25 protein-coding genes and 1 tRNA gene are annotated in these 26,657 nt (G+C 35.3%); 14 read left to right on the top strand and 12 right to left on the bottom strand.

Going from position 1 to position 26,657, the window contains the following annotated elements:
* Nucleotides 1-98: 98 nt before the first annotated feature.
* The 4 genes from M902_RS06225 to M902_RS06210 all read left to right on the top strand — a co-directional run bounded on the left by M902_RS06225 (nucleotide 99) and on the right by M902_RS06210 (nucleotide 2,842).
* On the top strand, nucleotides 99-599 hold the full coding sequence (locus M902_RS06225; protein ID WP_021266944.1) for a TlpA disulfide reductase family protein: 501 nt from the start codon (nucleotides 99-101) through the stop codon (nucleotides 597-599).
* A gap of 145 nt (nucleotides 600-744) precedes the next feature.
* Nucleotides 745-1,308, top strand: a complete 564-nt coding sequence (locus M902_RS06220) for a hypothetical protein (protein WP_021266974.1) — start codon at nucleotides 745-747, stop codon at nucleotides 1,306-1,308.
* 8 nt (nucleotides 1,309-1,316) lie between these two features.
* Nucleotides 1,317-2,426 (top strand): hypothetical protein, encoded by a 1,110-nt coding sequence (locus M902_RS06215; protein ID WP_021266907.1) that lies wholly within the window; start codon nucleotides 1,317-1,319, stop codon nucleotides 2,424-2,426.
* Nucleotides 2,427-2,518: 92 nt separating this feature from the next.
* Nucleotides 2,519-2,842: a hypothetical protein gene (locus M902_RS06210; protein ID WP_021267098.1), complete on the top strand. Its 324-nt coding sequence runs from the start codon at nucleotides 2,519-2,521 to the stop codon at nucleotides 2,840-2,842.
* A 100-nt stretch (nucleotides 2,843-2,942) separates the two neighbouring features.
* Here M902_RS06210 and M902_RS06205 read toward each other — a convergent pair whose 3' ends face one another.
* From M902_RS06205 to M902_RS16825, 3 genes are all read right to left on the bottom strand, one after another.
* Nucleotides 2,943-3,344, bottom strand: a complete 402-nt coding sequence (locus tag M902_RS06205) for a cytochrome c (protein ID WP_156979734.1) — start codon at nucleotides 3,342-3,344, stop codon at nucleotides 2,943-2,945.
* A gap of 9 nt (nucleotides 3,345-3,353) precedes the next feature.
* Nucleotides 3,354-3,803 (bottom strand): universal stress protein, encoded by a 450-nt coding sequence (locus tag M902_RS06200; protein ID WP_021266613.1) that lies wholly within the window; start codon nucleotides 3,801-3,803, stop codon nucleotides 3,354-3,356.
* Nucleotides 3,804-3,891: 88 nt separating this feature from the next.
* On the bottom strand, nucleotides 3,892-4,119 hold the full coding sequence (locus M902_RS16825) for a DUF2459 domain-containing protein (RefSeq protein WP_369793815.1): 228 nt from the start codon (nucleotides 4,117-4,119) through the stop codon (nucleotides 3,892-3,894).
* A gap of 204 nt (nucleotides 4,120-4,323) precedes the next feature.
* Between M902_RS16825 and M902_RS06195 the strand changes: the two genes are divergently transcribed.
* Entirely contained in the window at nucleotides 4,324-4,773 is a 450-nt protein-coding gene (locus M902_RS06195; RefSeq protein ID WP_021266597.1) for a hypothetical protein, read from the top strand.
* A 180-nt stretch (nucleotides 4,774-4,953) separates the two neighbouring features.
* On the opposite strand, the gene M902_RS06190 is transcribed toward M902_RS06195, so the two are convergent.
* From M902_RS06190 to M902_RS06180, 3 genes are read right to left on the bottom strand one after another with little or no spacing between them, the layout of a single operon-like run.
* Nucleotides 4,954-5,268, bottom strand: coding sequence for a hypothetical protein (locus tag M902_RS06190; RefSeq protein ID WP_021266824.1), 315 nt, complete (start codon nucleotides 5,266-5,268; stop codon nucleotides 4,954-4,956).
* Nucleotides 5,269-5,271: 3 nt separating this feature from the next.
* Nucleotides 5,272-7,833 carry a hypothetical protein gene (locus tag M902_RS06185; protein WP_021266662.1) on the bottom strand — a complete coding sequence of 854 codons (2,562 nt, stop codon included), beginning with the start codon at nucleotides 7,831-7,833 and terminating at the stop codon, nucleotides 5,272-5,274.
* Nucleotides 7,821-9,236, bottom strand: a complete 1,416-nt coding sequence (locus tag M902_RS06180) for a hypothetical protein (RefSeq protein ID WP_021266620.1) — start codon at nucleotides 9,234-9,236, stop codon at nucleotides 7,821-7,823. The genes M902_RS06185 and M902_RS06180 overlap by 13 nt, the downstream gene beginning before the upstream one ends.
* Nucleotides 9,237-9,567: 331 nt before the next feature.
* Here M902_RS06180 and M902_RS06175 point away from each other — a divergent pair, with 331 nt between their 5' ends.
* Entirely contained in the window at nucleotides 9,568-10,770 is a 1,203-nt protein-coding gene (locus M902_RS06175; protein WP_021267095.1) for an ISL3 family transposase, read from the top strand.
* 275 nt (nucleotides 10,771-11,045) lie between these two features.
* On the opposite strand, the gene M902_RS06170 is transcribed toward M902_RS06175, so the two are convergent.
* From M902_RS06170 to M902_RS06150, 5 genes are all read right to left on the bottom strand, one after another.
* Nucleotides 11,046-11,121, bottom strand: a tRNA-Ala gene (locus M902_RS06170).
* A gap of 51 nt (nucleotides 11,122-11,172) precedes the next feature.
* Complete coding sequence (locus tag M902_RS06165) at nucleotides 11,173-13,374, bottom strand: hypothetical protein (RefSeq protein ID WP_021267026.1); 2,202 nt, start codon at nucleotides 13,372-13,374, stop codon at nucleotides 11,173-11,175.
* Between the two features lie 62 nt (nucleotides 13,375-13,436).
* Nucleotides 13,437-14,060: a hypothetical protein gene (locus M902_RS06160; RefSeq protein WP_021267091.1), complete on the bottom strand. Its 624-nt coding sequence runs from the start codon at nucleotides 14,058-14,060 to the stop codon at nucleotides 13,437-13,439.
* A 95-nt stretch (nucleotides 14,061-14,155) separates the two neighbouring features.
* Nucleotides 14,156-15,460, bottom strand: coding sequence for a M48 family metallopeptidase (locus M902_RS06155; protein WP_198011870.1), 1,305 nt, complete (start codon nucleotides 15,458-15,460; stop codon nucleotides 14,156-14,158).
* A 56-nt stretch (nucleotides 15,461-15,516) separates the two neighbouring features.
* The gene (locus M902_RS06150) at nucleotides 15,517-15,951 is read right to left on the bottom strand and encodes a hypothetical protein (protein WP_040314202.1); all 435 of its coding nucleotides are present in this window, start codon (nucleotides 15,949-15,951) and stop codon (nucleotides 15,517-15,519) included.
* 191 nt (nucleotides 15,952-16,142) lie between these two features.
* Here M902_RS06150 and M902_RS16470 point away from each other — a divergent pair, with 191 nt between their 5' ends.
* Entirely contained in the window at nucleotides 16,143-16,427 is a 285-nt protein-coding gene (locus M902_RS16470; protein WP_021266565.1) for a hypothetical protein, read from the top strand.
* A gap of 57 nt (nucleotides 16,428-16,484) precedes the next feature.
* Here M902_RS16470 and hisS read toward each other — a convergent pair whose 3' ends face one another.
* On the bottom strand, nucleotides 16,485-17,825 hold the full coding sequence (hisS, locus tag M902_RS06140) for a histidine--tRNA ligase (RefSeq protein WP_021266978.1): 1,341 nt from the start codon (nucleotides 17,823-17,825) through the stop codon (nucleotides 16,485-16,487).
* 104 nt (nucleotides 17,826-17,929) lie between these two features.
* Here hisS and M902_RS16760 point away from each other — a divergent pair, with 104 nt between their 5' ends.
* From M902_RS16760 to M902_RS06105, 7 genes are all read left to right on the top strand, one after another.
* Complete coding sequence (locus tag M902_RS16760; protein ID WP_021267005.1) at nucleotides 17,930-18,886, top strand: M23 family metallopeptidase; 957 nt, start codon at nucleotides 17,930-17,932, stop codon at nucleotides 18,884-18,886.
* Nucleotides 18,886-20,091, top strand: a complete 1,206-nt coding sequence (locus M902_RS06130; protein WP_021267076.1) for a DNA recombination protein RmuC — start codon at nucleotides 18,886-18,888, stop codon at nucleotides 20,089-20,091. The genes M902_RS16760 and M902_RS06130 overlap by 1 nt, the downstream gene beginning before the upstream one ends.
* A 246-nt stretch (nucleotides 20,092-20,337) precedes the next feature.
* Complete coding sequence (locus M902_RS06125) at nucleotides 20,338-20,799, top strand: hypothetical protein (RefSeq protein WP_021266708.1); 462 nt, start codon at nucleotides 20,338-20,340, stop codon at nucleotides 20,797-20,799.
* Nucleotides 20,800-20,951: 152 nt separating this feature from the next.
* Nucleotides 20,952-22,370 (top strand): hypothetical protein, encoded by a 1,419-nt coding sequence (locus M902_RS15805; protein WP_021267090.1) that lies wholly within the window; start codon nucleotides 20,952-20,954, stop codon nucleotides 22,368-22,370.
* 28 nt (nucleotides 22,371-22,398) lie between these two features.
* Nucleotides 22,399-25,236, top strand: a complete 2,838-nt coding sequence (locus M902_RS06115) for a hypothetical protein (protein WP_021266556.1) — start codon at nucleotides 22,399-22,401, stop codon at nucleotides 25,234-25,236.
* Nucleotides 25,237-25,683, top strand: coding sequence for a hypothetical protein (locus tag M902_RS06110; protein ID WP_021267027.1), 447 nt, complete (start codon nucleotides 25,237-25,239; stop codon nucleotides 25,681-25,683).
* Nucleotides 25,684-26,655 carry a type II secretion system protein J gene (locus tag M902_RS06105; protein WP_021266852.1) on the top strand — a complete coding sequence of 324 codons (972 nt, stop codon included), beginning with the start codon at nucleotides 25,684-25,686 and terminating at the stop codon, nucleotides 26,653-26,655.
* Nucleotides 26,656-26,657 lie beyond the last annotated feature (2 nt).

Here is a 26,657-nt window from a genome sequence, read left to right as displayed (position 1 = left end):
AAACAAACCTCTCCTCAATAAATTCTAATGAAAATCCTCAAGAATAGATATCGGGAATATTTTGCGCTTCATCTGTCTAATGCTAAAATTAATAGCATATGAAAAAGTATATCTCTTTACAAAATTTAGCACTTATAATTGCATTAACTCTATTTGCCTTTAAACAAGGCCCTAGTATCGCAAATAGCTTCAGACTAAAAGAAAAGAATATTTCAAAAAGACCTGTCAAAACAATTGAAGCTAACCCTAAGAACATACAATTCCCACCAGACAAGAAGGTCGTTACATTTTTTTGGATGACAACTTGTGCTCCATGCAAAATAGAAATGCTACGATTAAAGAAATCTGTTGAAAGTGGAAAAATATCCAAAGGCTCAATCTATGCCATCAATCCATTTGAAAGCACAGCCCAAATAAAGAAGTTTCTAAAAAATAATCCCTATCCTTTTACATTTATAGAAGATAATGACTTGGGCTACGACTTAGGTATTCAGGTTACTCCAACAACGATCTTCTTAGATAAAGGAGTCGTTAAATCTTTCACAACAGGAATTAGCTTTATGGGGATCTATAAAGCTGAAGAATTTCTTTCTAATTAAGTTCAAATAATATGCTCCTATGTAAACTACCGTAATTAAGTAAAATGGAAAAAAATAATTGTATTACATAGTTTTACTTTGACAGACTGCTTAGAAATCCGTACTAAATAATTCTCCAAGCAAAACTTTTTTCTTGGAGATCCAAATGAAGAATTCCCTACTTCTACTTATTTCACTTGTATTTACTTCTAACACATCATTCGCATCTTACGATGGATACGATGACTACTATGATGAAGACATCAACACAGTTATCGAAACGACTACATCTTGTAATTACGGTAGTTTCAATAAAAAACTTGTCGTAAAAAAAGTTTACTCAGAAGTATCTGGAGAAGCTCTTTTCAACGAAATTTCAATTGATGGCAAAGCACTTGAAAAAATTGACTACAAATTCGAAGCTAAGAAATTTGTCGATCCACTTACGAACCAAACAAAAACAGGATATCTACTAGAACTAAGTCATCAGTCGGCAGACAACTCTTCGACAATGAGCCTGATTGCTTCAAGCTTAGATGCGCACCTCTACAACCCAGATTGGGAAAGCTATGATCTTAGAGGAACACTTAAGATGTCATCTGTTTACAATAATGAAACTTCATATGATGCTCGTTGTAGCATCGAATCTGAAGTTCGCTACGGGACACTAGAAGAAATTGACGTACTTTTTGAAAACTTTGACTACAACTCTTACAACGACAGAAGATAGTAGTCACAATGCTTAAATATATCATTCTATCGATATTTATCACATCAATGTCGAGGGCCACTGTCCTCGACAAAGATGCTTTCCTAAACTGGGTCAAATCAAATGACTTTCAAACACTTACACAAGTTATCGAAAGTATCCCAGAGGAAGACTATCAAAATATGACATTGGCCTATAAGTCAGGAGCGCTACTACCAGCATCGCCAGATAAATTAAGGCCAGTAATTTGGAATGAGAAAAATTCATTTGTTATCACCTTCTCAACATTTGAAACAGTTCAAAATGAAGAAGATTCAATCGAAGCGATCTCTTGGAATCAAGAAAAGCTTAGTTACGAACTTCTTGTCCTTGACCTTAAAAATAAAAAGTGGCTTGTTAATCAAGCAAAATGCTTAGAATGTCATGGTCAAAGACCAAAACCGCTCTGGGGAGAATATCCAACATGGCGAGGTTTTGTAGGACAACGAAATGACCTATTAAATATCAGAGATCGAAGCTATGTGAAAAACTTTTTAAAAGGTACAGGCTCACGCGGCGAAGCCATAAGAAGAAAAATGAAGCGAGAAGGGGCCCCCTTCCCTTTTAGAATTACGATAGAAGACTTCTTCGATACTAAGGAGCATTCTCAGACAGATCACAGGCCGAATATGCGCCTCGGGCAGATCTTTGCCAGACACCATGCTATTTCTCTATACAGAGACTTAAAAAATGCACTGTCACAAGAAGAGTTAAACTCTGTTTTTTCAATTATACAGTCAAAACGCTACTGGCAAGAGACAAATAAGCTAAACCTCTACTTTAATAAGGCAGGACTCACACTAGCTGATCTTGATATTGCTCAAGTTGCCAATCAAGAAATAAAGACGACATGGGAGCATATCTATTTTGATGGAGATGCTGAGATTCTGGAGTACCTTACATGGCAATATTTAAATGATTCAAAAATGACTCTAGAAAATGAAGTTTCATTAGAGAAAAAGTATCCTTTTCACTTCCCAAATAATCTGGATGTAAAAGAGACTATTAGGTTATTTGATTCATATTCAAAATGGATACAGCTTGACTTTGAAATGACTAATCGAAACAAAAAGAGAAAGCGCCATAAATTTGTGAAATAAATACACGATATTCAAAAACGTCACCTCATGTAAATGAGATAAATTCTAATATCCACTACTTTGCCTCCATAACAAAAAAATGGAGACAAGAAATGAAAAAACTAGCACTTACATTATCAATACTACTGGCAACACAAACTTTTGCATTTAACTGCAAGAATGAATTAGCAAGAGATATTCAAATAAGAACTAAATCAACAAGCTATCTTCCATCAAAAATCCCTGGAGAGATGATTAAAGAATGTTTTTCAAAACAAAAGAGCTTAAAAGAGAATCTTATTTATTGTGGTTTTGCTGCCTATATCCCAGGAGCGATTATTGGAGTCTCATTAGGAGCAGGTCTTCCTATCCTTGCCCCAATATTTGCAGGGATTGTTATCGCAATAGAAAATGGAAATAAAGATAAGAATTACTAAAAGAAGAATTTAATGCCCTAGGTTATCGTGCTAGACACCAAGGTCGCGCAAATAGATAATTTTAAAATGACAAAGGCCCCTGGATAAACAGGGGCCTTTCTTATTTCTTAGCAAGCGAATAAATATAATTCTCAAGGTCTTTAATTTCTTTTTCAGTTAAAACATTCTTCCATCCAGGCATCTTCTGTTTATAACTAGAAACCTGTAAGTAGAAATTAAAATTAGGTATTTCTTTAGACAACTCTTGAAGATCAACCTTATCAACTCCCCTGCCATTTTCACCGTGACACTGAGAACACTTATTCATATATATGCGCCTTCCTCTAAGTACAGATTCGGCACTATAAATTCGAGTCACAGGAGTCTTATCTTCACTCTCGGCCACTGGAACAACTCCATGCCTCATGCTCTTGTCTTCATAATACTGACGTGATTCAGTGTTAACACTTGAGCATGAAGAGTAAGCTAAAAATAGCGTAAAAAGTAATATCAAATTCCTCACAATCACCTCTTATTTAACTTCACGTAAGATCATTAGACGACACGGGGCATGGCCCACCATATACTCGGCAAACGAGCTTGAGAACAGGGCCGCAATTCCGTGTTTCCCTCTTGTTTCTATGATCATTTCATCAATTTTATTTTCTTCGGCATACTCTTTTAGAGCAACCTTTGCAGAACTAGCAAAGAGACATTTTCCAAGTACCTTTCCCTTATAGTCTTCAGCGACGATTTCATTAGAAAGCCCCAATAAGAGATCTGAAACTGATTTTTCAATATCACCCATTTGTCCTTCTAGCGGATAAGAAGCGAAGTAGAAAGTATCCGCGTATACCTGAGTTTCAAAGCCATGCACGAGATGAACTTCATCCCAACGATTCCAGTCGAAATCTTTTAATTGATTCTTATAGGCATTGATAGATTCATCAGTTATATCAACACAAATCATTAGCTTATTCATGGAACCTCCTTATGTTCTTATATCGATATTATCTCTTTATACAATAGTACTCGAATATGTCTTAGGTCACATTATGGATAAGAAGATCTTAATCTTTATTAATAAACCTTGAAACTGAGTATTTAAACGGAGTAAATATGGATGTCTTAATCCCTGCCTCAAAGAGGCCTCTGGCCGTCCACATATTACAAGTATTAAACATATGGTAGCTTCCATTAGCTTCAAAAAAGCTATCCTTAACTTGGGGAGAATTATTGTATCCCTTTACTTGAATTTTAATAGGACGTGATTTTTCTAACTTAAAAGAATCTTCTATATAATATTCAATTGCATTGGCGAAACTTTTACATCAGATAGTTTAAAAGCATTCTTCCACTGTCTACCGAGTACTTCCCAAAAGACTATTCAAGGACCTATCAGTAGTGAAAGAAACTATTCGATAGTCTAGTACAAATTTACAGGGTCTAGTCCCTTATAGAGCATTTTAGTATATATTGTTTATATAACCGAAGGAAACGATATGAAAGCACTTGCTATAACTGCATTATTTCTAATGACGATGTCATCATATGCCGCTGTTATCTACTGCGGAAGAACTGACTTTCACATTAAAATATATACTGATAAGAATGGCGATATTTACCACTACGTTGATAATACAGATCTAAACGACCTTAAGTCATACCCATGCCAAGAGTTTAACGAATCTCTTCCATTCTATGACGAAGTTCAAGAAGAGTTTATAAAGGCACAAGACAATATCAATGAGGCGACGTACGGAAAGTGGTGGAAAGACCTTGATGGTGCCGAAACTGCAGTAAGAAGACTTCAAGACAACAAAAGGTTCTACTGCGGAAATCCAAGATCAGGAGGCCTCTACTTTGCTCGAACAAGAAAGTACGGTGAAGCACTATATCTTTACGATATTGAAACGAAGAAATACGCAACATATAGCTGTATGAATATCTAAAAAAGGAATTATTTCAAAAATTATATTTAGGAATAAAAAAGAAAACCCAGGACAAGCCTGGGTTTTTCTTTTTGAATTTTTGGAGGATTCGATAGATTCTCCAATATTTCAATAAATTAAGTATTCAATTAAGCACATGTAAGCACGGCATAACAGAAAAACGATAAACATATACAAATCCTAATTTTCTCCACTAAATTGTAAAGCATATTCAATAATAGACTTCAAAGACTCAGTATATATCAAACAGTTTTTAAGAATCACTTTGTCATCTTCATTTTTTAAATTTAGTTCATCTAGTTTTTTACAAAAGATAGAAAAATCTTTAATCATTTTGCTATTAACCTTTCCAGCAGTTGAAGCTCCGAAGAGGTAGCTATCGTAATCGACGAGCTCGGTGACCCAGTCATTGAATTCATCGTCTTCAGGAAAATCTGGAAAAGTAAGTTCAAAATGTCTGCCAAGTAATCTGTCTAGTTTCTTATCAAATTTCATTTATTAGTCCCAGTAAGAAAGTAACCTTCCATCCTTTGTAAATAGCCCACCTCTATTAACTTTTTTTCCCAAGCTATTAGTGTATTTAGTTTGAATTCTATAACCCTCTGTACCATCTTTAAAAATAGTTTTTACTGCTATATTTTTATTTTTATTAAAAAAGTCAAGCCCTACATTTACATATTCAGTTGCACTTCTACCTTTACCATGCTTAGCAACATGATAAGCTAATGAATCGCTAACAGATGAGTGCATTCCTTTATGTACACGTTGCAATATACCAGAATGATTTTTAATAATATCTTGTTTGTACTTCTCTACACTTTTCGTAAAATTAGCTATGTTATCACCGATAGCTCCAATATCATTTCCAACAATTTCAACGACTTCTCTAAATAAAGACTTCATCCCTTCTTTTGTCTTTAACCCAGCATTATTAGCAAGTTCAATAACATCATCGGCAAAACCCCAAAATGTGCTAGATAAATCAGTTAGAACATTTACTTTTTTGTCTACACCACGTATAAGTCCTTGAAAAAGATTCTCAAGAAACTTATCACCTTTTCGTGCAACTTCTAAAAACTTACCTAAAGCTTCTACTCCACCTTTTTTTAAATAGTCTATAAGTGTAGTTAAACCTCTCAGCATTGGACCTGAAACGCAAGGAAGTAAAGCACCTAACCCAGTAAGAACATAATCTAAGCTTGCTGCATCATTTCCTAAAAAGTCCTTTCCGGATATCAGCATATTAACAAACTCTGCGAGGTCTGCTATATCACTAACAACTGGAGTAACACTCACGCCAAAGTAGATAGTATATATAACAACAGATGAAACCTTTAAGTCACTACCCTTAGGATCATTATCCCCAATAACCGGACCATGATCGACTTTCCAATCATTTGGTCTTATCAATTCCCTTGCTTCTTTGATCTTCGAGACCTTTAGATCACTTGTTAGGTTAATTTCATTTTTAAGTTCTAACGTATTATCTAAAAAATCTCTCCCTTCAGGAGTTCTACTTAAAACAAGTCTATTACTCTCAACTCCTTCAAAAAAGCTATTATCGATTTTAAACTCAGTAACATCAACACCCTTACGCATAAAATCAGTTGTTTCATTCTGAAAAACAAAAGCATCTTTAATATCAATTTTGTGAATTATATCGCCATCACTTACCAGGAAGGCGTCACTACCATTTGAAATCCCAACAATATAACCAAAACTACCTTTCTTCATCCACTGACCATCTCTCAAAGTTACTTCAAAGACCTCCTTAGTTGCACTATTAATAACGACACGAGTCTCTTCCCTTGAATTATGGTCTTGATCTCTTGCCCGATCATTTAAAACATCAGGATTAGTTTCAGATGAAGAAGCAACACCTCCAGATGGAATATCTACCTCATTAGGACGAGGTTGAAACAAACTCTTTCGATTTTCTTGAATATATTCAGAAAGTGATTTTTTAAAATTTGAGGCTATTTCGCTGTTCATTAGCTTGATTTTTTTTAAAGTTCTTTGTCTAGACTTACTATTAACCTGTAACGACAAAAGGCCTTCTAAATTATTACTTTCCTCTTCAAATTTCGCAATTCTTCGATATGCATCTTGAATATTTCCCTGCTTTTTCAGGCTTTCAACCTCTGTATTAATTTTCTCAATATTAGCAAAAGCCATATCCTCGGCAACAGATTTAAAACGGAAATTTTCACTTAACTGTCGCTCAAACTCTAAGATATCGGCTTTTTTATTATCCATTAATATGACCTGCAGACTTTCTTCTTCTTTTTCTATTTCTGCCAACTTACGATCAATTTCTTTAAAAATCTCTTCTTTATTACCTGGAAAGCCTGATGCTTCGGTGAATTCATCAAAAAGTTCTTTGACGGCCTTATTTTTTTCTAGATCAAAGTGTATATTGAAGTCAACAGAATCATATGCAAGCAATAATATTTCTATCTCATTTTTTGAGTTTATAAGATCTCTTTTATATGAATTTAGATCAATCAAATATTCAAGGGGGTGATCAACTTTATTATAAGCATAACTTTTTATAAATTTTTTATTATAAACATTTTTAACATTTTTATCATAAGTATCTATGACACTAATGAGGGCATCATAGTAACCCAAATGATAAAGCCTTTCTTTTTTTACCTCTTTAATTCTATTCTTTAATATAGAGTTCACATCACGAACTTTAGATAGAGTAGATTTACTTTTGATCAATGAGAGAGCTTCAGGTTTACTACATTCAATATATAGAGGTTCCATTTCTATAGCTTCATCAAAATCAGATTTCTCACTTAACCCTACTGTAGTCTCAAAATACAGTTTCTTTTTTTCATCTAACAAAGGAGTACACTTTTCATTGATACATTCAAACCACTCTTGTCCTATTTTTTTATACTTTTTATGATCTATAATATTCTTGAAAGTCTTACTTCCATCTTCAGTTATACAAAACAAAAACCTTCCAGAAAAAACAGAACTACACTTACTCCCATAAATAAAATACTGGCATAACAACGAAAGAAGTATAAACCTAACTAAGGCATGCATTTTCTCAATTCCTCAATTGAATAACTCGGTTCAGCAGAGTTACACCTGTCCTTAAACTTCTTATGGCAGCTTGAAGTACTGTCATGCCATTTACTTTTTGCTTCTTCTACCTTTTTTAAATTTGCTCTAGCGATTTTAAGTTTCTTTCCTAAGTCGACACCGAATTCGATAGCCTGCTTTTGACATTGGTAATATAGAAGTGAACGATTTGAATCTAAGCAATCTTGCCGATAGTTTAACTCCAAAAAAGGAGCAATACTTACAGCAATTTCACTAGCAGATCTTTCTTCAAATGGTTCAACACTACAGTTACTTTTCATATTATTAAACATTGTAGTCCAAAGAACATTGTCATAATCACCAGAGTCATAATTATCAGTATTAATATAAGTGAGTTGTGTTAGGTAATTTTGAAGTGAAGTTTTTAATTCACTATTCTCAGTTTTTAGTTTAGCTAGTCTAACTTTTACTTCATTAATTATTTTCTTATTGAGCTTATCGTTTTTATGAATACGACAGAAGACGTCCTTAGCTATAATACTTCTAAACTCAGCTTCTTTACTAGCACGTCCTTCTAGACTTTTAAAACCAGACATTATTCTTCTTTTCGTTTCACAACTAGATTCTGCATCTGATTTCTGCTTATTAAAAAGGCGCAAGGTATTGTTTGCTAGGAGTGTGTCTGTATTTATAGGCCCATCATCAGGAAATAAGTCAATAAAGTCATCCAAAGACTTTTTTTGCGGGAACATTAACTGACAAGTAAATATTTTCTCCGTAAGAAAATCACTTAAATCCTTATAGTCAACCTTAGTTGTGAAATATAGCTCATTATGAGGAGTTTTAACTATTGAGTCATTAAACTTTGAAATTATAGAATCTAGCTCTAACTGCTTTTTGGAAATAGAAGCATCAAACTCTATTATTTTCGCTTTTTTATAAGGATCATAAATTTTTCTTACAAGTTTTTCACATTTATCTTTAATTCGACTATTTCTTAGAACGTCCCCTTCACGCTCAAAAGGTCGCTCTCTTTTCATTAAATTAAAAGTGTCTTCTGAATTACCAGCACATGTATATTGAGAATAATTCATTAGGCTAAGATTTAAAGACGGAAATGATTTAATCTGCTCTAGCAAGTCAATGGTTTCTTTATCAGTGGTTTTAATATCTCTTTTCGATTTTAGAAAGAGAGATAATGAAAAACCAAAAGATTCTTTAAAAGATTTTTCTAGTAAACTTTTATCTTCAGACTTTTTATATTGAAAAATTTCAAAACGACTTTTATGTCCATCCTTAGAGAACAATAAGTTCTCACCATCTAATTCGAAACTTATTTCATTCGAGTAACCAAAGCTTACAAAGAAGAGAAGTGTAACAAGTAGTTTAGTAATAGGTTTCAATTAAGGTTCCCGATAACATATATGAACAAATTCACACAAGCACATCGGATTAGTAGACTTAAAACTGCAGTATTTTCAACAACTTAAGACATAATTAAGTTTGTATTTATAACTATCTAAATTTAAAGGGAATAAGCAGGCCATTTAATTCCACAGAAACATAAACGCCGAGCTTTGACTCGGCGTTCCATGTGGAGGATTCGATAGATTCGGGTCTTCTCGGTTCGCAGTGGAAACCTTAATACAAGACTAATTTACCCCACAAAATAAACATGGATATTCTCGTTTAAAATAGTTTTACCACAAACAATTTTGAACAAAGGAAATACCCATGCTTGAGTATAAGTTTAACAAGTTTTTATCCCTACCTGAAGTCAAATTTATCAAAAAACGTAACCTCACAAATCATACGATTGAATTTGAGGCCATTAAGCAATCTACTTTTGAAGTCTGCCCAAAGTGTGCAACAAAGTCTTATAAAGTTTACGATCATGTCTATGTAAACATCAAAGATACACCTATTCGTGACAAACAGGTTTTCCTTAAAATTAGAAAGAGAAGGTTTAAATGTCCTAACTGTTCATCAGTATTTCGTGAGCCAGTACAAGGCATTGTAAAGGGCTTTAGAAGCACACAAAGATTTAGATCTCACATTAGATGGTGTGCTTCTAATTTCACTGATTTAAAGCGTGTGAAAGACAAGTGTAAATGCTCTACTTGGATGGTTTACAAAGCCTATTATGAGCAGCTCAATTTAGAGGTAAAAAAACTTGATTATCCATGGCCTAAAACGATTGGGATTGATGAACATTCCTTTGTTCGAAACACAAAAACTCACTTTAAAGAATTTGCTACGATCTTTGTAGACTTCAATAACGATAGAGTTCGTGATGTAGCTCTAGGACGATCTTATAATGAATTATCAAGTTCACATATTATGGATATTAAAGGCCGTGAGAATGTAAAAAATGTTGTCATTGATATGTCTACAACTTTTAAAAAGTTTGCTCGCTCTCACTTCCCAAATTCAACCATCACAGTTGATAAATTTCATGTAATTAAGCTTTTTAATCATCACTTAAATACAATAAGAATTGAGACAATGAAGCATCGAGTATTTGAAAAGAGTCGAACTTCACCAATGCGAAGACTTTATCTAACAAACAGAAGTCGTCTTAATCGCTCTCAGCGCAATATTGTAGATCACATTAATTGGATGTTTGGTGAACTAGGAGAGATTTACGAGTTCAAAGAGCAGATGCTTAAAATTTACAATATGAGAGGTAAGAAAAGAGCTGAGAAGGCTTACATTAAACTTACCGATGCGATGGCATTATCAGGAAGAAAACAAGTGCAATCCCTTCGTCGAACTTTGATGAAATGGCGAAAAGAAATATTGAATTATTTTAGAACCAGGATCACCAATGGAAAGACAGAAGGGTATAACCGCAAGGCCAAACTAATACAAAGAAAGGCCTACGGATATCGAAAATTTGAAAATTATAGACTTAAACTGATTTACGACTGCCGATAGTCTGAGATTTAAAATTGTCTATTTAGCATGAATTATAGAATTCAAGTGGAGAGGTGCATTTAAAGTTAAAAATATTTAATAAGAAAACCGATACTTAAATTACTAACGGCAAAGTTATTGAAAATGAGAATGTTCAAGTTAATTTATTAGAGGTTTGTTTTGTTATTCTTCCACTGTCTACCGAGTACTTCCGGCAACCGCCAAAAGCAATTAGATCTGATACTAATATCAACAAAAACAAAAAAGCCCACTCGCAAGAGTGGGCTTTTTTGTTTTGGTGGACCTTAGCGGGATCGAACCGCTGACCTCTTCGCTGCCAGCGAAGCGCTCTCCCAGCTGAGCTAAAGGCCCATATGAAATGGTATAAAGTATAATAGGCCAACCCATGTAGGGTTGGCAATATTATAATTCCGGTAAATCACCACTTTGATCAAGTTCGCGAGCGATTTCTGCTTTCTTTGTGCTTACGGCCTCTTCGTAGTCACGATAGAAACACTGGTTCTTGTAAGCTTCGTTCTTTGTTGAGAAGCGCTCTTGGCCTTGGATGAGGTAAGGGATACCACCGCTCTTATCAAGTAGCTCCTTACACCTTTTGAGGACGTATTTCGCACGTAGGCCCATCCCTTTTTGTTTAATCATTGGGTAGTAGATGGCACAAGAGTGGAGAGTGTCGCGATAGATATCGTGACGGCTTCCTTTGTCTAAGGCAACTTTTACGTTCTTATTAAGTACCTTGATGATTTCTTTTGCGAAAACTTTTTCAAAGTTACGACGTGCTGTATTCATCAATGGAATATTACTTGCCCCAACGTTGTCTCCTCGTAGCAGACTTTCTTGAATGCTACGGTAAATTGGAACTAGGAAAATATACTTAGAGTAATTTAAGCTATCCTCGTAAGTTAGCTTTGGAGACTCTACATATGGAAGTCCATAGAGAAAGTACTCTTCCACAGTACGGATATAATTGTAAAAGCTAGCATCAATAGTTTCAACTGAGAGCACGTCACCATCTGAAAGATTATTTGCAAGGTATGTATAGGCGGCTTGAGAGAGATCCTTAAAACTACTACACTGACAAGTCGGATTATCAATATCGCAATCTTCTGGAGTCAGCCCCTGTGTATCTGTCACGACATTCTCAAAATTAACTAATGCCTTAAGCGCTTTTAGTGCTTTCCTGATTCTTATTGAGAATAAAGAAGTCGCCTGTGGCCTTGTTTCAGTATTATTTAAATCCTCTTCAAAGATCTGAATAACTTCAGTGATAGAGAAGTCTTTTTTGTTGTCACGCCAATTGTCTTCAGCTTCGATAATTTTATAAAGCCTTTCGACGTTTACTGAGTTTCTAAGTTTTTCAGAAAGTCTTTCCTTATCTGCTGCAAGGTCTGCTAAGGCAGGTTTTACAACATCTTGGATATATTGTGTACGATCTTCGTTACGTGCAATAGCATCTTCTTGGCAATCACTACTTTCTTTTACCCAGTATTTTCCGTTTTGGAATTCACGACAGTACACTTTTAGTTTTGAGTTGATATTTGAGTACCAAGTCAGCATATTAGACCACTGAGCCCATGGACGAATATTTTGGAAACTATCGTCCCAGTATTCAATTGAATACGGGTCAGGTTGGTAAAGTCTAAGCTTTGCCTGCTCTTTTTGAAGTGTGGCTATGGTAACAATCGTATCTTGCTGGTTTGCTGTTTCGTAAATATCTCGTAATTCACTTAGAATACGCTGTAGGCGAGGGTAGTGCTTTCTAAGGTCTTTAATTCGTTCAAAATCCTTATTCGGTGTATCTAGCTCTCTAATGTAATTGTAAAGCCACTTTGCTTCTTCTCTCGTTGCATTCTTACGACGGAGGTTACAAGTCATGGCATTGATATTCTTGTAGGCACACTTATAAGATACATAATAGTTACGACTATTGTAGAGGTCTTTAAGTGCTTGGTTTGCATCATTTCCTTTAAACTGAACGTATGAAACGAGGCTATCTACCATATTTGCTAGGCCGGTTGAAACTGCGGCCGTAAATAGGTTTGAGCCTGGATAAAGTGCTCCAGCAACTTGGCCCATTAGCATGATCGTTGGACGAATCATCTTTGTTCCAAGGTCCTCGTCACACTCCGGAGCCGCCCTGAGATCATCAAGGATTGTTGTGGCCATACTTAGAGAATCTACAACTCCATTATTGTGATGGTTGTCTTCGTCGAGAAGTTCTTGTCTTCTGCGCTGAAGGCTTAGAATCTCCTGGTCATATTCTCCTTCATATGAAGCATCGGTTATGCGTTTGTAAACTTCACTTGATATTGTTTCTAGGTTGGCATCTATAATTGAGAGTTCATTAGAGCTAGAACGGTATTGCTCACTTAAAGAAGCAAGGAATGCTTTTGAGTTTGCATAAATTGATTGGCAGCGATAGCGCTCATCATTGATATCTTTTATTGCAGTAATAAGTGTGTCTACGACCTCAAGGACTGCCTGATCACTTACAAATTGACATGAGTTAGCTAGGCGCCCGTTAAAGAGTATTGAGCTATTAAATTGAGCCTTAGAAAATGTGGCCACCATCGTGATGGCCACAATCTTAATTAGAATTTTAATCATTAAAAAAACCTGTGTGTTGTGTTCTTGTGTGTTTGTGTTAAGTTTTTTAATTTTTTTTAATTTTAAAGTCTGCGACGATCTACTTTACTTGGCCCCGCGATACATTTTTTAAGTGCACTCACAACCTCATCCTGATCATTGCATGAGTACTTTGACTTACACTGCGTCTCAAAGCAGGCAACATCAAAAGTACCAGTACATTGGTTTGTAATTGCTTTTAAATCTTCAAGGCTATCAAAGTCTCTTGACTGTAGTCTTGATAGGGCACTTGTTAAACAAGAGTTTTGAACAAGCCAAAGTCTTGAGTTAATAAATGTGACTTCTGAAAACTCATCGCGATCATAACGGTACATATTCTTCATGGCCGTTTGGTGAGCGTTTCCTGAAACATACTGACAAGAGCGAGCAATTGAGATCATCTCTTCTAGGTCATTTTGTTCATAGCTTGAGATTAGCTTCATTGAAAGATCAACACATCCTAGATCAAGTTGTCTTGAACATGCATCAATGATCATACGATGCTGCGTTTTTGAACTACATTCTCCTGGATTGTTTGCACATAGCTTCTCTACGCATTGAGCTTGTGTATGAGATGGAATTTGTGGTGCTTGAAATTGCGCCATTGTACTTGCCATTGTACTGGTAAGATAAACAATAGCCGCTAGCAAGATTACTGCTCTAAACATAAATACCCCCAAAAATTTCCTATTCTTATATAATTTTGGTGGGCCTATGCAAAGGTCTTTATGATACGGCGCGGAGCGAAGTGTTCGTAATCACATTAGGGGTTATAAAATTTATCGAGCCTAACCTTCATATTTGGATATATTTTAAGGGCCTGCTCATACCACTCTTGAGTACTTTCCTTTTTACGCTTCATTTCCACAGATCGTTTAATAATGATTTCGTAAAGTATCTCTGAAGTATAGCCACTATTTAACGTATCAATGGCCATCTTTAATGATTGAGAAGCAGTGGAGTCTTTGTCACAAACAAGGGCATCCATGAGAGGTGCATTCTCATATTGCGGAAATTTTTCTTTTTGCTTAATTTGAATATATTTAGTTGTTCTATTGTCTGGTGTGTGGGCAAGAATAACAAGCATGCGTTCTAAGATTGCTGGCTTTGTTGTACAAATAACAGAAGCCTCTTCTAAAAGTTTAAGTGATTCTCTGTATTTCTTATTAACTGCAAGATCTTGAATTGTTGCTTTGTCAAAATCAATCTTATCTAATTCACATTGGACATATATAACGATAGCTGCAGCAATTGCATCTTTTATATCATAGGCCGGCTCATTAACTTTCTTATAGGCATCATAGTAATTTAAAATAAGCTCATGCTTTCTTGCAGCTACTGCAACCATTGAAAGATCTCTTAGCATATCTGGAGAAATAGGGTAGGCTTCGTGCATCTTCAATGAATACTGAAGAGACATATTGTAATTTTTTAAATGTTTATATGTTTTAAAAAATAGCTTTAAAGTGTTGAAGTCCTTTGGGTTTAGTGCATAAGCCTGTTCTAGTGACTTGATAGCATCATCATATTTCTCTTCTTTATAGTTACATAGACCTTCTAGGTAGAACGTCTCATATGAATTTTTTTGCGAAAGTTCACGAGCTTTTTGTGTTATTTCAAAAACCTTGTCATGGCCTGTGCCCACGTATTCATAAGCTTCATTAATTAACTTTCTATACTCACTTGGAGAAGACTTCATTTTGTAAAGTTCTTCCATGAGTGCCTTTATACTATCAACCGTAAAAGGAATAGGAAGAACTAGGTCAACTTGTTGTTGAGCAATTCTTGAAATAGCATCAATAGAATCATTTTGTGTTAAAAGAATAAAGCTATTCTTTGTACGGTTAGGAAGAATTTTTAAATGTTCTTTCAGTACTTTATTGTAGCGTCCTTCAGCAAGTACTTCATACGAGAATACAAGAGTAGGCTTAAAGCTTTTCATCTCCCTAATAGCATCTTCGTAAGTCTTGGAAAATCGCACGTTCTTCCTCTGAACCCCCAGAGTTTTAAACGCATTTTCATAGGCTACGCGTGCGTTTCCTATCGATTCGACTACCAAAACTTCCATGTCGTTAAAAAATATATCTCTATTCATTTCTTCTGTTCCGTACTTGTCTCTAATTCTTATTCGTTGTGTGTGTTTCTATATTGATTTAAAAGTTCGTTGAAGCGCTCTTGTCTTTCTAAAATTACGGCCTCAAATTTCTTATGCTCTTTTAAATTGTCTTCAAGTAAACGAAAGACAACTTTATTTTTCTCTGGGCCATAGTCTTCAATCTCAATCACTTCGCTTACAAGCTTTATGACATTAGCAAGCTTTGTAATATTACCGAGCTGACCTTTTGGCACTTGCGAGCTTTGAATAATGTAGAGATTGATCTTGTGCCCGTTTGCACATGTTTTCTTAGGTATAATTGCACAAATACTACTAGGTGATTCCAGCATGAGTATTTGGTTCTTCTCTGTATCGTAGACGTTTGTATTACTTGTGATATTCTCAAACGCTAACATAAATTTATTGCTTTTTTCCGAAGCAATTTTAATAGCTTGCTTATCCATTTCTAAAGACTAGCTTAAGCTTAGATTTGGTGCAAAGGTGACCATTTTACCCACTTATTTAGTTGAGATCAGGGGGTTTTATCGACAAATTAAAGAGGCATTCCGTTTTTTTATTGACGTAGTTTAGGCCAGGTACTTAAAATTACATTATTACAAAAATTTCATTAAAAACACTAAACACGAGGTTTAAAATGGCAAAGAAAAAAGCTACGAAAAAAGCAGCTCCAAAGAAGGCAGCAAAGAAAGCAGCTCCAAAAAAAGCAGCTAAGAAAACAGCTAAAAAAGCAACTAAGAAAAAAGAAATGCTTCTAGTTGGTTCAAAAACTAAAGAAGCTCTTAAGGGTAAAGGATACAACGTATCTTCAGATGCTCTTGAAGCAATGAACGAGTACGTATACTGGCTAGTTGATCAAGCTCAAAAGAGATGTACAGCTAACGGTAGAAAGACAATTCGTCCATACGATATCCTAGGATAATCGACACGAATCAATTTCGTTAGAAATAAAAAAGCCTCGCTTTGCGAGGCTTTTGTTTTATCTGCTTACTTCTGTTTGTTCTCCAGACTCCATATGTTTTACTTGTAACACACCTTTTTCTTTTTCGGCCTCGCCATAGAAGATTACATTCTTTACTCCGCGTTTATTAGCGTAAGTCATCTGCTTCTTCATTTTTGCCGAAGTAGGGTAGATTTCAATAGAGTGGCCTTCTGTTCTAAATTTTCTAGCAATTTGAAGGTATTGCTTTTGGTCGTTCTCATCCATATTGATGATCATGTAATCAACACTTGCACTAATATCTTCAAATAAACCGCGATCTAGCATCACATCATAAATTCTTTCGGCTCCAAATGAGATTCCAACACCAGAAAGCTTCTCTTTTTGGCCAAACATACTTGTTAGGTCATCGTAGCGTCCACCGCCGCCAATGCTTCCCATTGAGCCGTCAACTAGTTTTACTTCAAATATACAACCTGTGTAATAATCGAGTCCACGGGCAAGAGTTGGATCAAAAACAAGGTTTTCAATACCAAGCTCTCTTACATTTGAAAGAACAAATTCCAGCTCTTCAAGTCCTAGCTTCCCAATCTCATCTTCACCAAGAAAGTCTTTAATCTTTGCTAGTTTCTCATCTGAGCTACCTTCAAGAGTTAGAAGAGTTGAAAGACGACTTACTTGGTCCTCATAGAAGCCACGATTAAGTAGTTCTTCTCCAACTTTCTCAGCGCCAATTTTATCGAGCTTATCAATGGCAATTGTCATATCTGTTAATTTATCACTAACACCTAGAACACTTGCAATTCCTTGTAGGATTTTTCTATTATTAATAACGATTTCAACACCGTCGATTTTTAGGTCTTTAAATACATCGTGATAGACTTCAACAAGTGATACTTCACTTAGAAGTGATTCTGTTCCGATGATATCTCCATCACACTGGTAGAACTCTCTATAGCGTCCTTTTTGAGGACGATCAGCACGCCATACCGGCTGAATTTGGTAGCGCTTAAATGGCAGTGCAAGATCATTTAGGTTTGCACACACATAACGAGCGAAAGGAATAGTGAGGTCGTAGCGAAGTCCACGCTCACACATCTTACTCGAAACGGCACTAAGGTTCTTTTCTTGAAGATCTTCAGGTTTAACTTTCTTTAAAAAGTCTCCAGAGTTCAAAACGCGAAAAAGAAGTTTATCTCCTTCCTCACCATATTTTCCCGTCAGTACGTTCAAGTTTTCAACGGCCGGAGTTTCAAGTGGCATAAAACCATGAGATTGAAACCTTTTTTTAACTGCTTCAAAAATGTGATTTCTTCTTGATGACTCAATTGGACCAAAGTCTCTTGTACCTTTTGCATTTTGCGGCTTAATAATCGCCATTAAATTACCCCTTCGAAATAAATATATTTGTTTATACCCTGATTTTTAGTACTTTTAAAGCAATAGGCCTTTAAAAAACGTGACTTCTTTGTCATAATTTTATTATGAGACAACACACAAAGCTATTACCACTTTTCTTTATTCTATTTATCTATTCATGTGCTGGAATCAGGCCGCTTCCACAACTTGGGACATATGAAGTTGAACAGCGAGTTGCCCATCCTGGTAAGGTCAATAAAATTGTCTTGGAATTGCCAAGTATTGGTGAGAAGTTTCGTGTAATTTGTGGTGAAGACACTCTCGGACACAATATAACAGGAAGTACTCTAGAGACTGTATGGGCTCCAGATTATTGGTACTTTGAAACAAAAGACGGAGAAAAGACAAACGCTGCGACTTCTGTTCATTGCTACTTGAAGTCTGAGGTTTACGGGCAAGAGATTCAGTACCATATCGCAACATTTGAAATAAAACCTTTTGATTATAAAAAATCTTATATCAAGGTTTCTAAGAAACATGTTGATCTATCTCCCGAGGCGGTAAAGCGCTGGCAAGAGGAAGTAAGACTTCAAAAGGAAGCTTATGCTTCAGCTGAATTAGAGAAGTCGTTAACGGATAAAGATTTTATTAAGCCTCTAAATTCTAAAATTACGGCCCATTATGGAAATCGTCGTGTCTTTAATAATAAGAAGAATAGTTGGCACTCTGGAACGGATATGCGTGCCAGAAGGCCAACTCCGGTAAAGGCATCGAATGATGGCAAGGTTATTTTAGTAAAAGATCTCTTCTTCAATGGAAATGCCGTCTTTATCGACCACGGAGCCGGTGTCATTACAATGTATTGCCACTTGTCAAAATTCAAGGTTAATCAAGGTGACACAGTAAAGCGTGGTCAAATCATCGCTTTAAGTGGTAATACTGGTCGATCTAGTGCTCCACACTTGCACTGGGGAGTTCGCGTTCAAGGTAAATGGATCGATGGACTACAATTTATTAAAGAAAAGGGGCGAGTCCAACAGGCCCAAAAATATGTCATGCCAAATGTTGAAGGGAAGAATTAATGACTCCAATTATTATTGTCATCGTTTTACAAGTTGCAATCCTAGCTTTCTTATTTCTTATTTTTAAGAAAGAACATACTGTTAATTTTGATGAAGTAACAAACCTCATCCGTTCTCAAAAAGATGATATTACTGAGACGCTTTTTAGAAATAATAATCAACTAGCAGAGAACTTTTCAAATCTTCGTGAGATCGTGGTTGAGCGCCTAATGGAGACGAAAGGTGCACTTAATAAAGATATGTTTAGTTTCAAGGACCAATTAACACAAGATCTTGAAAAGAAATTTGATAAGACTAATCATGCTATCCAAGAAAAGCTAGAGAAGATCAATAACAAGGTTCAAGAAAACTTAAATGAAGGTTTTAAAAAAACCAATGAAACCTTTACTGGGATTATTGCTCGTCTAGCAAAAATTGATGAGGCCCAAAAGAAGATTGAATCCCTTTCAACTAATGTTGTCAGTTTACAAGAAGTTTTAACAGATAAGAAATCACGCGGGATTTTTGGGGAAGTTCAGCTTACGTCGCTTTTGAAATCGGTCTTTGGAGAAGGAGATAAGTACTATAAGCTTCAGTACAAACTTAAGAATGATAAGCTCGTAGATGCTATGCTTGATCTTCCTGAACCCATTGGAAGGCTTTGTGTGGACTCGAAATTCCCTCTTGAGAACTTTAAGAGAATGTTTGAGGGCTCGGTCGAGGAAAAGACTGTTGCTCGCCGAGAATTTGTGAAGAACGTTAAAAAGCATATCGATGATATCTCTTCTAAGTATATTATTAAGGGGGAGACTTCTGAGCAGGCAGTTTTATTTCTTCCTGCAGAAGCAATTTTTGCTGAGATACATGCCTATCACGAAGATATTATCGCTTACTCTCAAAAGAAGAATGTATGGATTGCTTCACCAACAACCTTTATGGCCACATTAACAACTGTTCAATCAGTTCTGATGAATATGGAGCGATCTAAGTATATGTCGATTCTACACGAAGAGATCAATAAGCTGGGCGTTGATTTTGGCCTATATGAGAAGAGGTGGGGTGACCTGACTAAGCACTTAGCAACAGTAACTAAAGATGTAAATAATATAAATATAACGACTGGGAAGATTTCTAAGAGATTTCAAAAGATTATGGAAGTTGAAATCGATAAGGGGCAGCTTCCAGAAGTCGAATTATCTAGTCAGGAAAGCTTAAATGACTTATAATGGTCATTAGATTTCAAAGAAGTTTAGATTAAAAGGAATAATATATGAGTTTAGAAGTATTCGTAGCACTTAGTTTAGTTGGTTTCTGGGCCCTTCTTCCAGCTTCTCTTGCAATTGCATGCAAAGATTTTGATGATGCAATGATGGATGATCATCACTAGGAATAAAGGATAAGTTTTCCTTTATTTCAATTACTTAAATAAGCTCCTATAATAGTATTTAAATATATATTATAGGAGTTCAGATATGGCCAAAAACCGCCGCCGTCTAAAACAAATCTGGATAAACCCAGAATTTCAAAAACACTTTCTCGTTAAATTTGGATTTTTAAACCTCATCTCATGTGGACTCTTTGTTGCTACAATTTTGTCTTTCTTAGTTAATGTCAAAGAGATGGCAGAGGAGAGTGGTTTTTTTCAGAGTCAAGCATTTCAAGGATTTTGGGATGTGCAGGTTCAAATTATAAGTTTTTCTCTTCTAATCGCTGTGCTCGTTTCATTCTTGCTATTTCTTTATTTAGGCCTAACGATGTCTCATAAGATAGCTGGCCCACTGTATCGATTGGATCAGCATTTTAAAAAATTGGCCAATTCTCAAGAAGATAAAGAGCAATTTTTAGAGAAGGTAACTTTTAGAAAAGGCGATTACTTTAAAGAGATCGAAGAGTCGTTTAACGAGCTAGTAGATAAACAAGGTCTTCGTAAGTAAATTTTGTTACCTTGGTGCCAAGAATAGTTATCACATATTTTTAGGTACATAAGAGGTTTGTGTTGTTGAGTTTTGTGAATTCAGTAAGTTGAAAGTACTTAAATTAGTGATGTTAAACTAAAGAAAATTACTTACTGAAAGGAAATAGTGAAATGATAGCATTCTTATTTTTAATCATATTTAGTGGTCATCAGACTTTCGCTCAAGGAATTTCAGTTATACCTAATAATACAGCTCTTGGGGTCAAGCTAAATCAAGTCGGTAATGTTGTTAAGAAAAACTCTTGCGACCAATTTCGTTCTAAACATTTAAATATTACCCTTACACCGACATGTTATGGTGCGAATCTTCGTCACGCTAAGAGTTCAATTGATCCACGTGGCGGTGATATTAAAATGAACGTTAAGCTATCAAATGGTGGAAAGTTATTTGAAAGTAATACTATCTTCTCGCCTCAAGTTACTTGGCCAAATACTTATGGACAGTCTTGTAGTTGGGAAGCTGATACAAATAAAGTAAAGTGTTTAATTCAAAGTGGTAATTCATCGCGAAATGTCGATTATAATTGTTCTTATAATAGAGCAAAATTTTTCTTAAATGACTATCTTGATTGCTCTCGTAAAGGTGACCCTTTAGGACAGGCCGATCTTAATAAGAAAGTAAAATGTAAGTTTTTTTATAATTGGAAGGGGACAGGTTATGCTGCTAAGTCTTCTTATACCAAGAAGCCTGAAATTGCTAATTGCGGAATTCGCGGTAAAGAAACAATGGATGTAGAAACTAGTATTGTTTCAGGTGCTAATAATAATGCTGAAAGTGAAATTCATGAAGGGGAAGTTAATGTCCTCATACCTGAGGTACAGGTTCCTAAGCGTACAGGAGCAAGAGATTTAAGTACTGGGAGAGTTAAGTTTTCTGGTAAATCAAGTGATGTGAGTGTTGAGTTTTTTCAACATAATGTTGATGAAGATAAATGGGTTAAGTTAGATTACAAAGGTAGTATTGGCCTTAATGAATTTGAGGATTGTTTGAATATAAAAGCTGCTTTCTTGGGACGTAATCAATTCTGTGGCTCTTATTACTCGCCATTAATGTTATTTTTCGACTCTGAGCTACCACAATTTCTAGGTCGAAGTTCGTTTCCACTTATCAATGATGTTCCAGTCATAAATTGGGTTGAACCAAAATCGAAGGGATACTTTCTTGCGTTGGATCGTAATAGAGATGGAAAAATTAATAGTGCATTAGAGTTATTTGGTAATCAAAATACATATGAAAATGGTTTTAGAGCACTTGCTAAATATGATTCAAATAATGACGGTGTCATTGATGCTGATGACGACATTTATACAAATCTTATATTGTGGAATGATGTAAATGGAAATGGTGTAAGTGAAAGCTACGAGTTAACAACGCTCCTAAAGTTAGGAGTTACATCAATAAGCTTAGATTATAAGAAGGGGCATATCGCCTTTGAAGGAAGGGCCGAAGCGAGAGAAAGATCAATCTTTACTACTGAAGATGGACGAAATGGAAGTGTTTATGACATTTGGTTTTCTCCTGCTCTTTAGTAATTTTTTTGATTAAAAATGGAATTTTATGAAATTAATAAAAAATGAAAAAGGTGGCGCAGCCTTAGCATTCATAATTTTTGCCTCTGTTGCAGCAGCATACTTAACTATGAACCTTAATAAGGTTCTAGACGTGGTTTCGAAAAAGAAGAAAGATGGCCGTATAAACGCCGAAATTGATACTTTTACCCGAGGACTGATCTCTTATACTTCTCATGCATTAAAGAATCGTTGGTGTATGGATGATAGTTGGGAGCGTAGTGAAAAATGCTCTGGTGATATGCATGAGGTAATTAGTAATAAATATAATCTTGAAAGGCTTCTTTGGTCTAGTACTGCCGTAACAGCAATAAAGAAAGCATATCAAAATGAATATAATAGAGAAATTGGATTTGAGCCTGCCTTAAACGAAGTAGAAACAATCGTAAAAATTAAGTCATTAGAAGAGCTGAGCAAAAGTCATCCTATTAACTTATCCCTCACACATACTTTGCGAAACTGTATGGATGAAGTGCTGATTAAACTTAATCGTGCTGAAAGTAGTGCTCTTTATACATCTGGGGATGATCGTTATATAGAAATTTATATTGAAGCGAAGATGAAAGATGATTCACAATGTGAAGACTACGTTAAAAAGCCTTATGCACGTAGTTTAGTGGGGCTATACCCTCGTACTTTGAATCAATTTGCAATTATTAAAGGTGGAGACTTTGATATAACGAAGTACTCCGGTTCAAAAAGTGCTAAAGGATTAAATATTCATGCACCAATCTATGTCGATAATGATTTAATTATTCCGACCTCTTCATATGCCCCTGTTGGATTATATTCAAATATTCACTTAGGACGAGGGAGTATTAAAGGAAGCAGTGGAGATTTTGAACCGCCAAGTCATGGTGGATTCGATGACCAACTTTATTCAACTTATCCAATGGTTAAAACGATAAAGAGAGGGGTCATCTTTGAGGATGAGGTCGATGAGGGGATTGCTGTCTTATTTGGTAATGTTTATTATACAGATACAGGCCTTGCTAAGAAGTGTGATATTTGGCGAAAACTAGAAGAGAACTTTTCTGAAACTCGTGATTCTCGCTTATTTGGTAGAAAAGCGAGTAGTGGTTTCAGTGTTGGATTATCTAAAACGGACCTTCCGATTTCAAATGAGTTTAAGGAGTATGGCTATCCTAGTGCTTTGGTTAGTGAAAAAGAAGGTTATATAAAGATATTAGAGAATACTAAGAATACTGTTTCATATATAGATCCTGGAAAATCAGAAAAACCGATCATGAAAATGGATGTTACTGTACCTGTAAATGGTGAGTATGCAGAGATCTTATTAGCAAGAGATTCTCAGTTTAAAATTAATTTAAATTCTAATATTAACTTTATAAAATCTAAAGATGTTTTGAATCAAGAAACTGTTTCGGAAGAACAATTTGACGACACTTATAAAGAGAATGAATTTGAAGATATCGTTCGTCGTATGAAAGATAAATGTAATAGACTTGACTCAAGAAATTCAAATGTGAGATCTAGTCAATGTCTCCTCGTCAGTACCGGGTTTAATACTGATAAGAGTGGAAGTTGTTCAAGTGAGTATGCTGACAAACCTTTAAGAAAGGCCACTTGTGATACACGTGTAAGTGAAATTGAAAAGCTGTCAGATGATTATAAAAAGCTGAAGGATGATTCATTAAAAGAGATTGATGATTTTTTAAAAAATCAACCTAGTATTGATTTGAAAATGTCTGCATCTTCGACAAATATCACGAACTTTAATTTAGGCATAACAAATAAAGATCAGCTGAATACTGATGTTTATAAGAATATATCACAAATAATACTTTCAATAACAGCATTTGATTTTGCCATTGAAAATAGTTCGAACCCAGTTTCTGGTGCACGTCGAAGTGAGCCTCAAAGACCAGGTCCAAATGAGCTAGGAAATCCTAATATTATAAATATCGTGTTTTTAAGGGATAAAGTTGGAAAGTTTAGTGGTGTTAAGTTCACTAATGCCGAAGGTAGAGAGCTAGGAGGTTGGACACTTCTTAAAAAAGACAACTCTTCAAATGAACCACCAAGAAAACCTGAGGAAGGATTTTTTGATAAGTTAAGTGATGAGATTTATATTCCGGAGGACGGACTAACATTATCAGAAAGTAAGGAACTCAAAGATAAGTGTTCTGGTATACCTGATAATGATAATTTCTCTTGGGATATTTCTTTTACCAAGAATACTCTACATTCATGGATGTACGATGTTGGAGGTAATGGAGTAACCTTAACTGATGTCATGGAGATGCAAGATCTTTATCGCTTTAATCAAGGCAATATGTTTCCAGGAGATGCTGGTGGTATTCCAAATCAGTCAGTGACTAAGAAATGTATTATACCTAGTGAGGTTGATTTTATCTTTGGTTTCTATGCATGTCAGAACTTAGTAGTCGAAGCAAGGTCTACACCTTTAACATTTGTGGGGACATTACTTGTAAATAAATTAGAAATACCTAGTGGAGCTCTTAATGCTGGAGTTGACTTCTATAATATTTGGCATCCAGCTGCCATTGAAAAACTTCGAGAGTATAAATGGCTTGCTCGAAGAAGAGACAACGGAGATGTTTTAAATTGTAATAATAATATTACGGTTTGGGATAAGAATATCTCAAGACAAGAACAGTACGATTTAAGAACATGCTCTCCAATTCACTTTGTGCTTGAGGGCCCAAATAATTACAACTGGACAACTGTTGATCCAGAGATTGGCTTACCAGATGATGGTGGACTCGTGACAAAGTCTAAGATACCAAATCGTTATCGTCGTTTTAATATACAAACCTATTGGGTTGAAACGGGGAGTCTTTAGATGAAATTAGATAGTAAGGGACTTTCACTTGCTGAAATTGTTGTTACTGCAGGACTACTTGGTGTTCTTATTTATGCCTTCATTGGAGGTCAGAATGTATTTAGAAAAGCGAATAAGAAGTCACGAAGCCAAGTCGTTCAGTACAATATTGTGCACTCTCTTTATCGAAAAATTTCTTCAAATAGTGCATTATTTCAAATGAACCTAAATAGTGATGATTTCTTATCCATGACAAGTGTGCAAGACTTAAATGAAAACCTTCCTCTGGCCTGGAATGATAAGCTTGTTACTTCTGTGGAAGAGTGTCCTCTATGTCCGGGAAGACTAGGCTATGTTCTTATTCCACATCCAAATTACCGAGGTCTCTTAAAACTTGTCATAAGAGTTACCCACAGGTCATATATTGAAGGATTTAAAGATTATGAATTTATCATTTCTGGGGAATAAATGTTAAAGTTGTTAAAAAATAAGAAAGGCTTTACTCTTGTCGAAGTTCTTGTTGCATCTGGACTGGCCGGAGTTGTTCTCTTATCTGCTACTCATTTTTTTAGTCGATACAAGAAAGATAATAAGAAAGTAACACAAGAGATTTTAGAAACTATTAATTTGAGTCAATTTGAACAAGTAATAAGTAAAGACCTCTCTCTTGCAAAGCTTTCATTGGGGTCTTTGGAATTTAAAGATGAGAATAATAAGAATTTCTTCGACTTCTACTTTGATGTAACTTGTGAAAAAGATTGTGAAAGAAAGATCACATTAAAGACTCCTTCTGGAGTTGGTTCATATTCAACATCGATTTATTTCCTTATTCAAGATCCTTTCTTTTCTAAAGAAGTCATTTTAAACCCTAGTGAGGCATATAATGATGGAACAGAGTTTCACGGATTCAATTATAATAATAACTTAAATAATAAGCTCTATCGTCAAGGAGTTGAGGATGATGCGCAGGATTTAATTTGGCGAAAGGATGCCCTAATCTATGCATATACAAACCTGCCTGTTCGTAAAGATAGCAAAAAACCAGGAGAAAATCCTCCTGTAAAGTATAACTATCTTGGATGGGTTAAGTCTAAAAATTCTAAGAATTTGGTAAAGGAAAATATTGAAGACGATATGTTCATTAATTGGGATATTAGAAGTATGAATTATTACAATGATGAAGACGATTTCTTGCGTAATATTCCATTTGTTTATGGCCTTGCTAATTCTGTTAACATTGCAAGGGCCCGTATTATTCGTTATCGATTAAAGGCCTATAGGGATAACGATCAAGTTCTTGGCAAACTTTTTCGTGGGATCAAAAGGCCAAATGGAGAATATAAAGAGTTCGTTATAGGAGATGGCTTTAAAAGCCTTACCTTTAAGCGCAAGGATGTATCTCTTCCATTTATTGATGTGAATTTTGATGTCATTGAATAGCT

The organism is Bacteriovorax sp. BAL6_X (genome assembly GCF_000443995.1).
In the GTDB taxonomy this organism is placed as follows: Bacteria; Bdellovibrionota; Bacteriovoracia; order Bacteriovoracales; family Bacteriovoracaceae; genus Halobacteriovorax_A.
The sequence above is the reverse complement of the archived record's forward strand: the minus strand, read 5'-3'. Positions and strand labels throughout refer to the sequence as shown.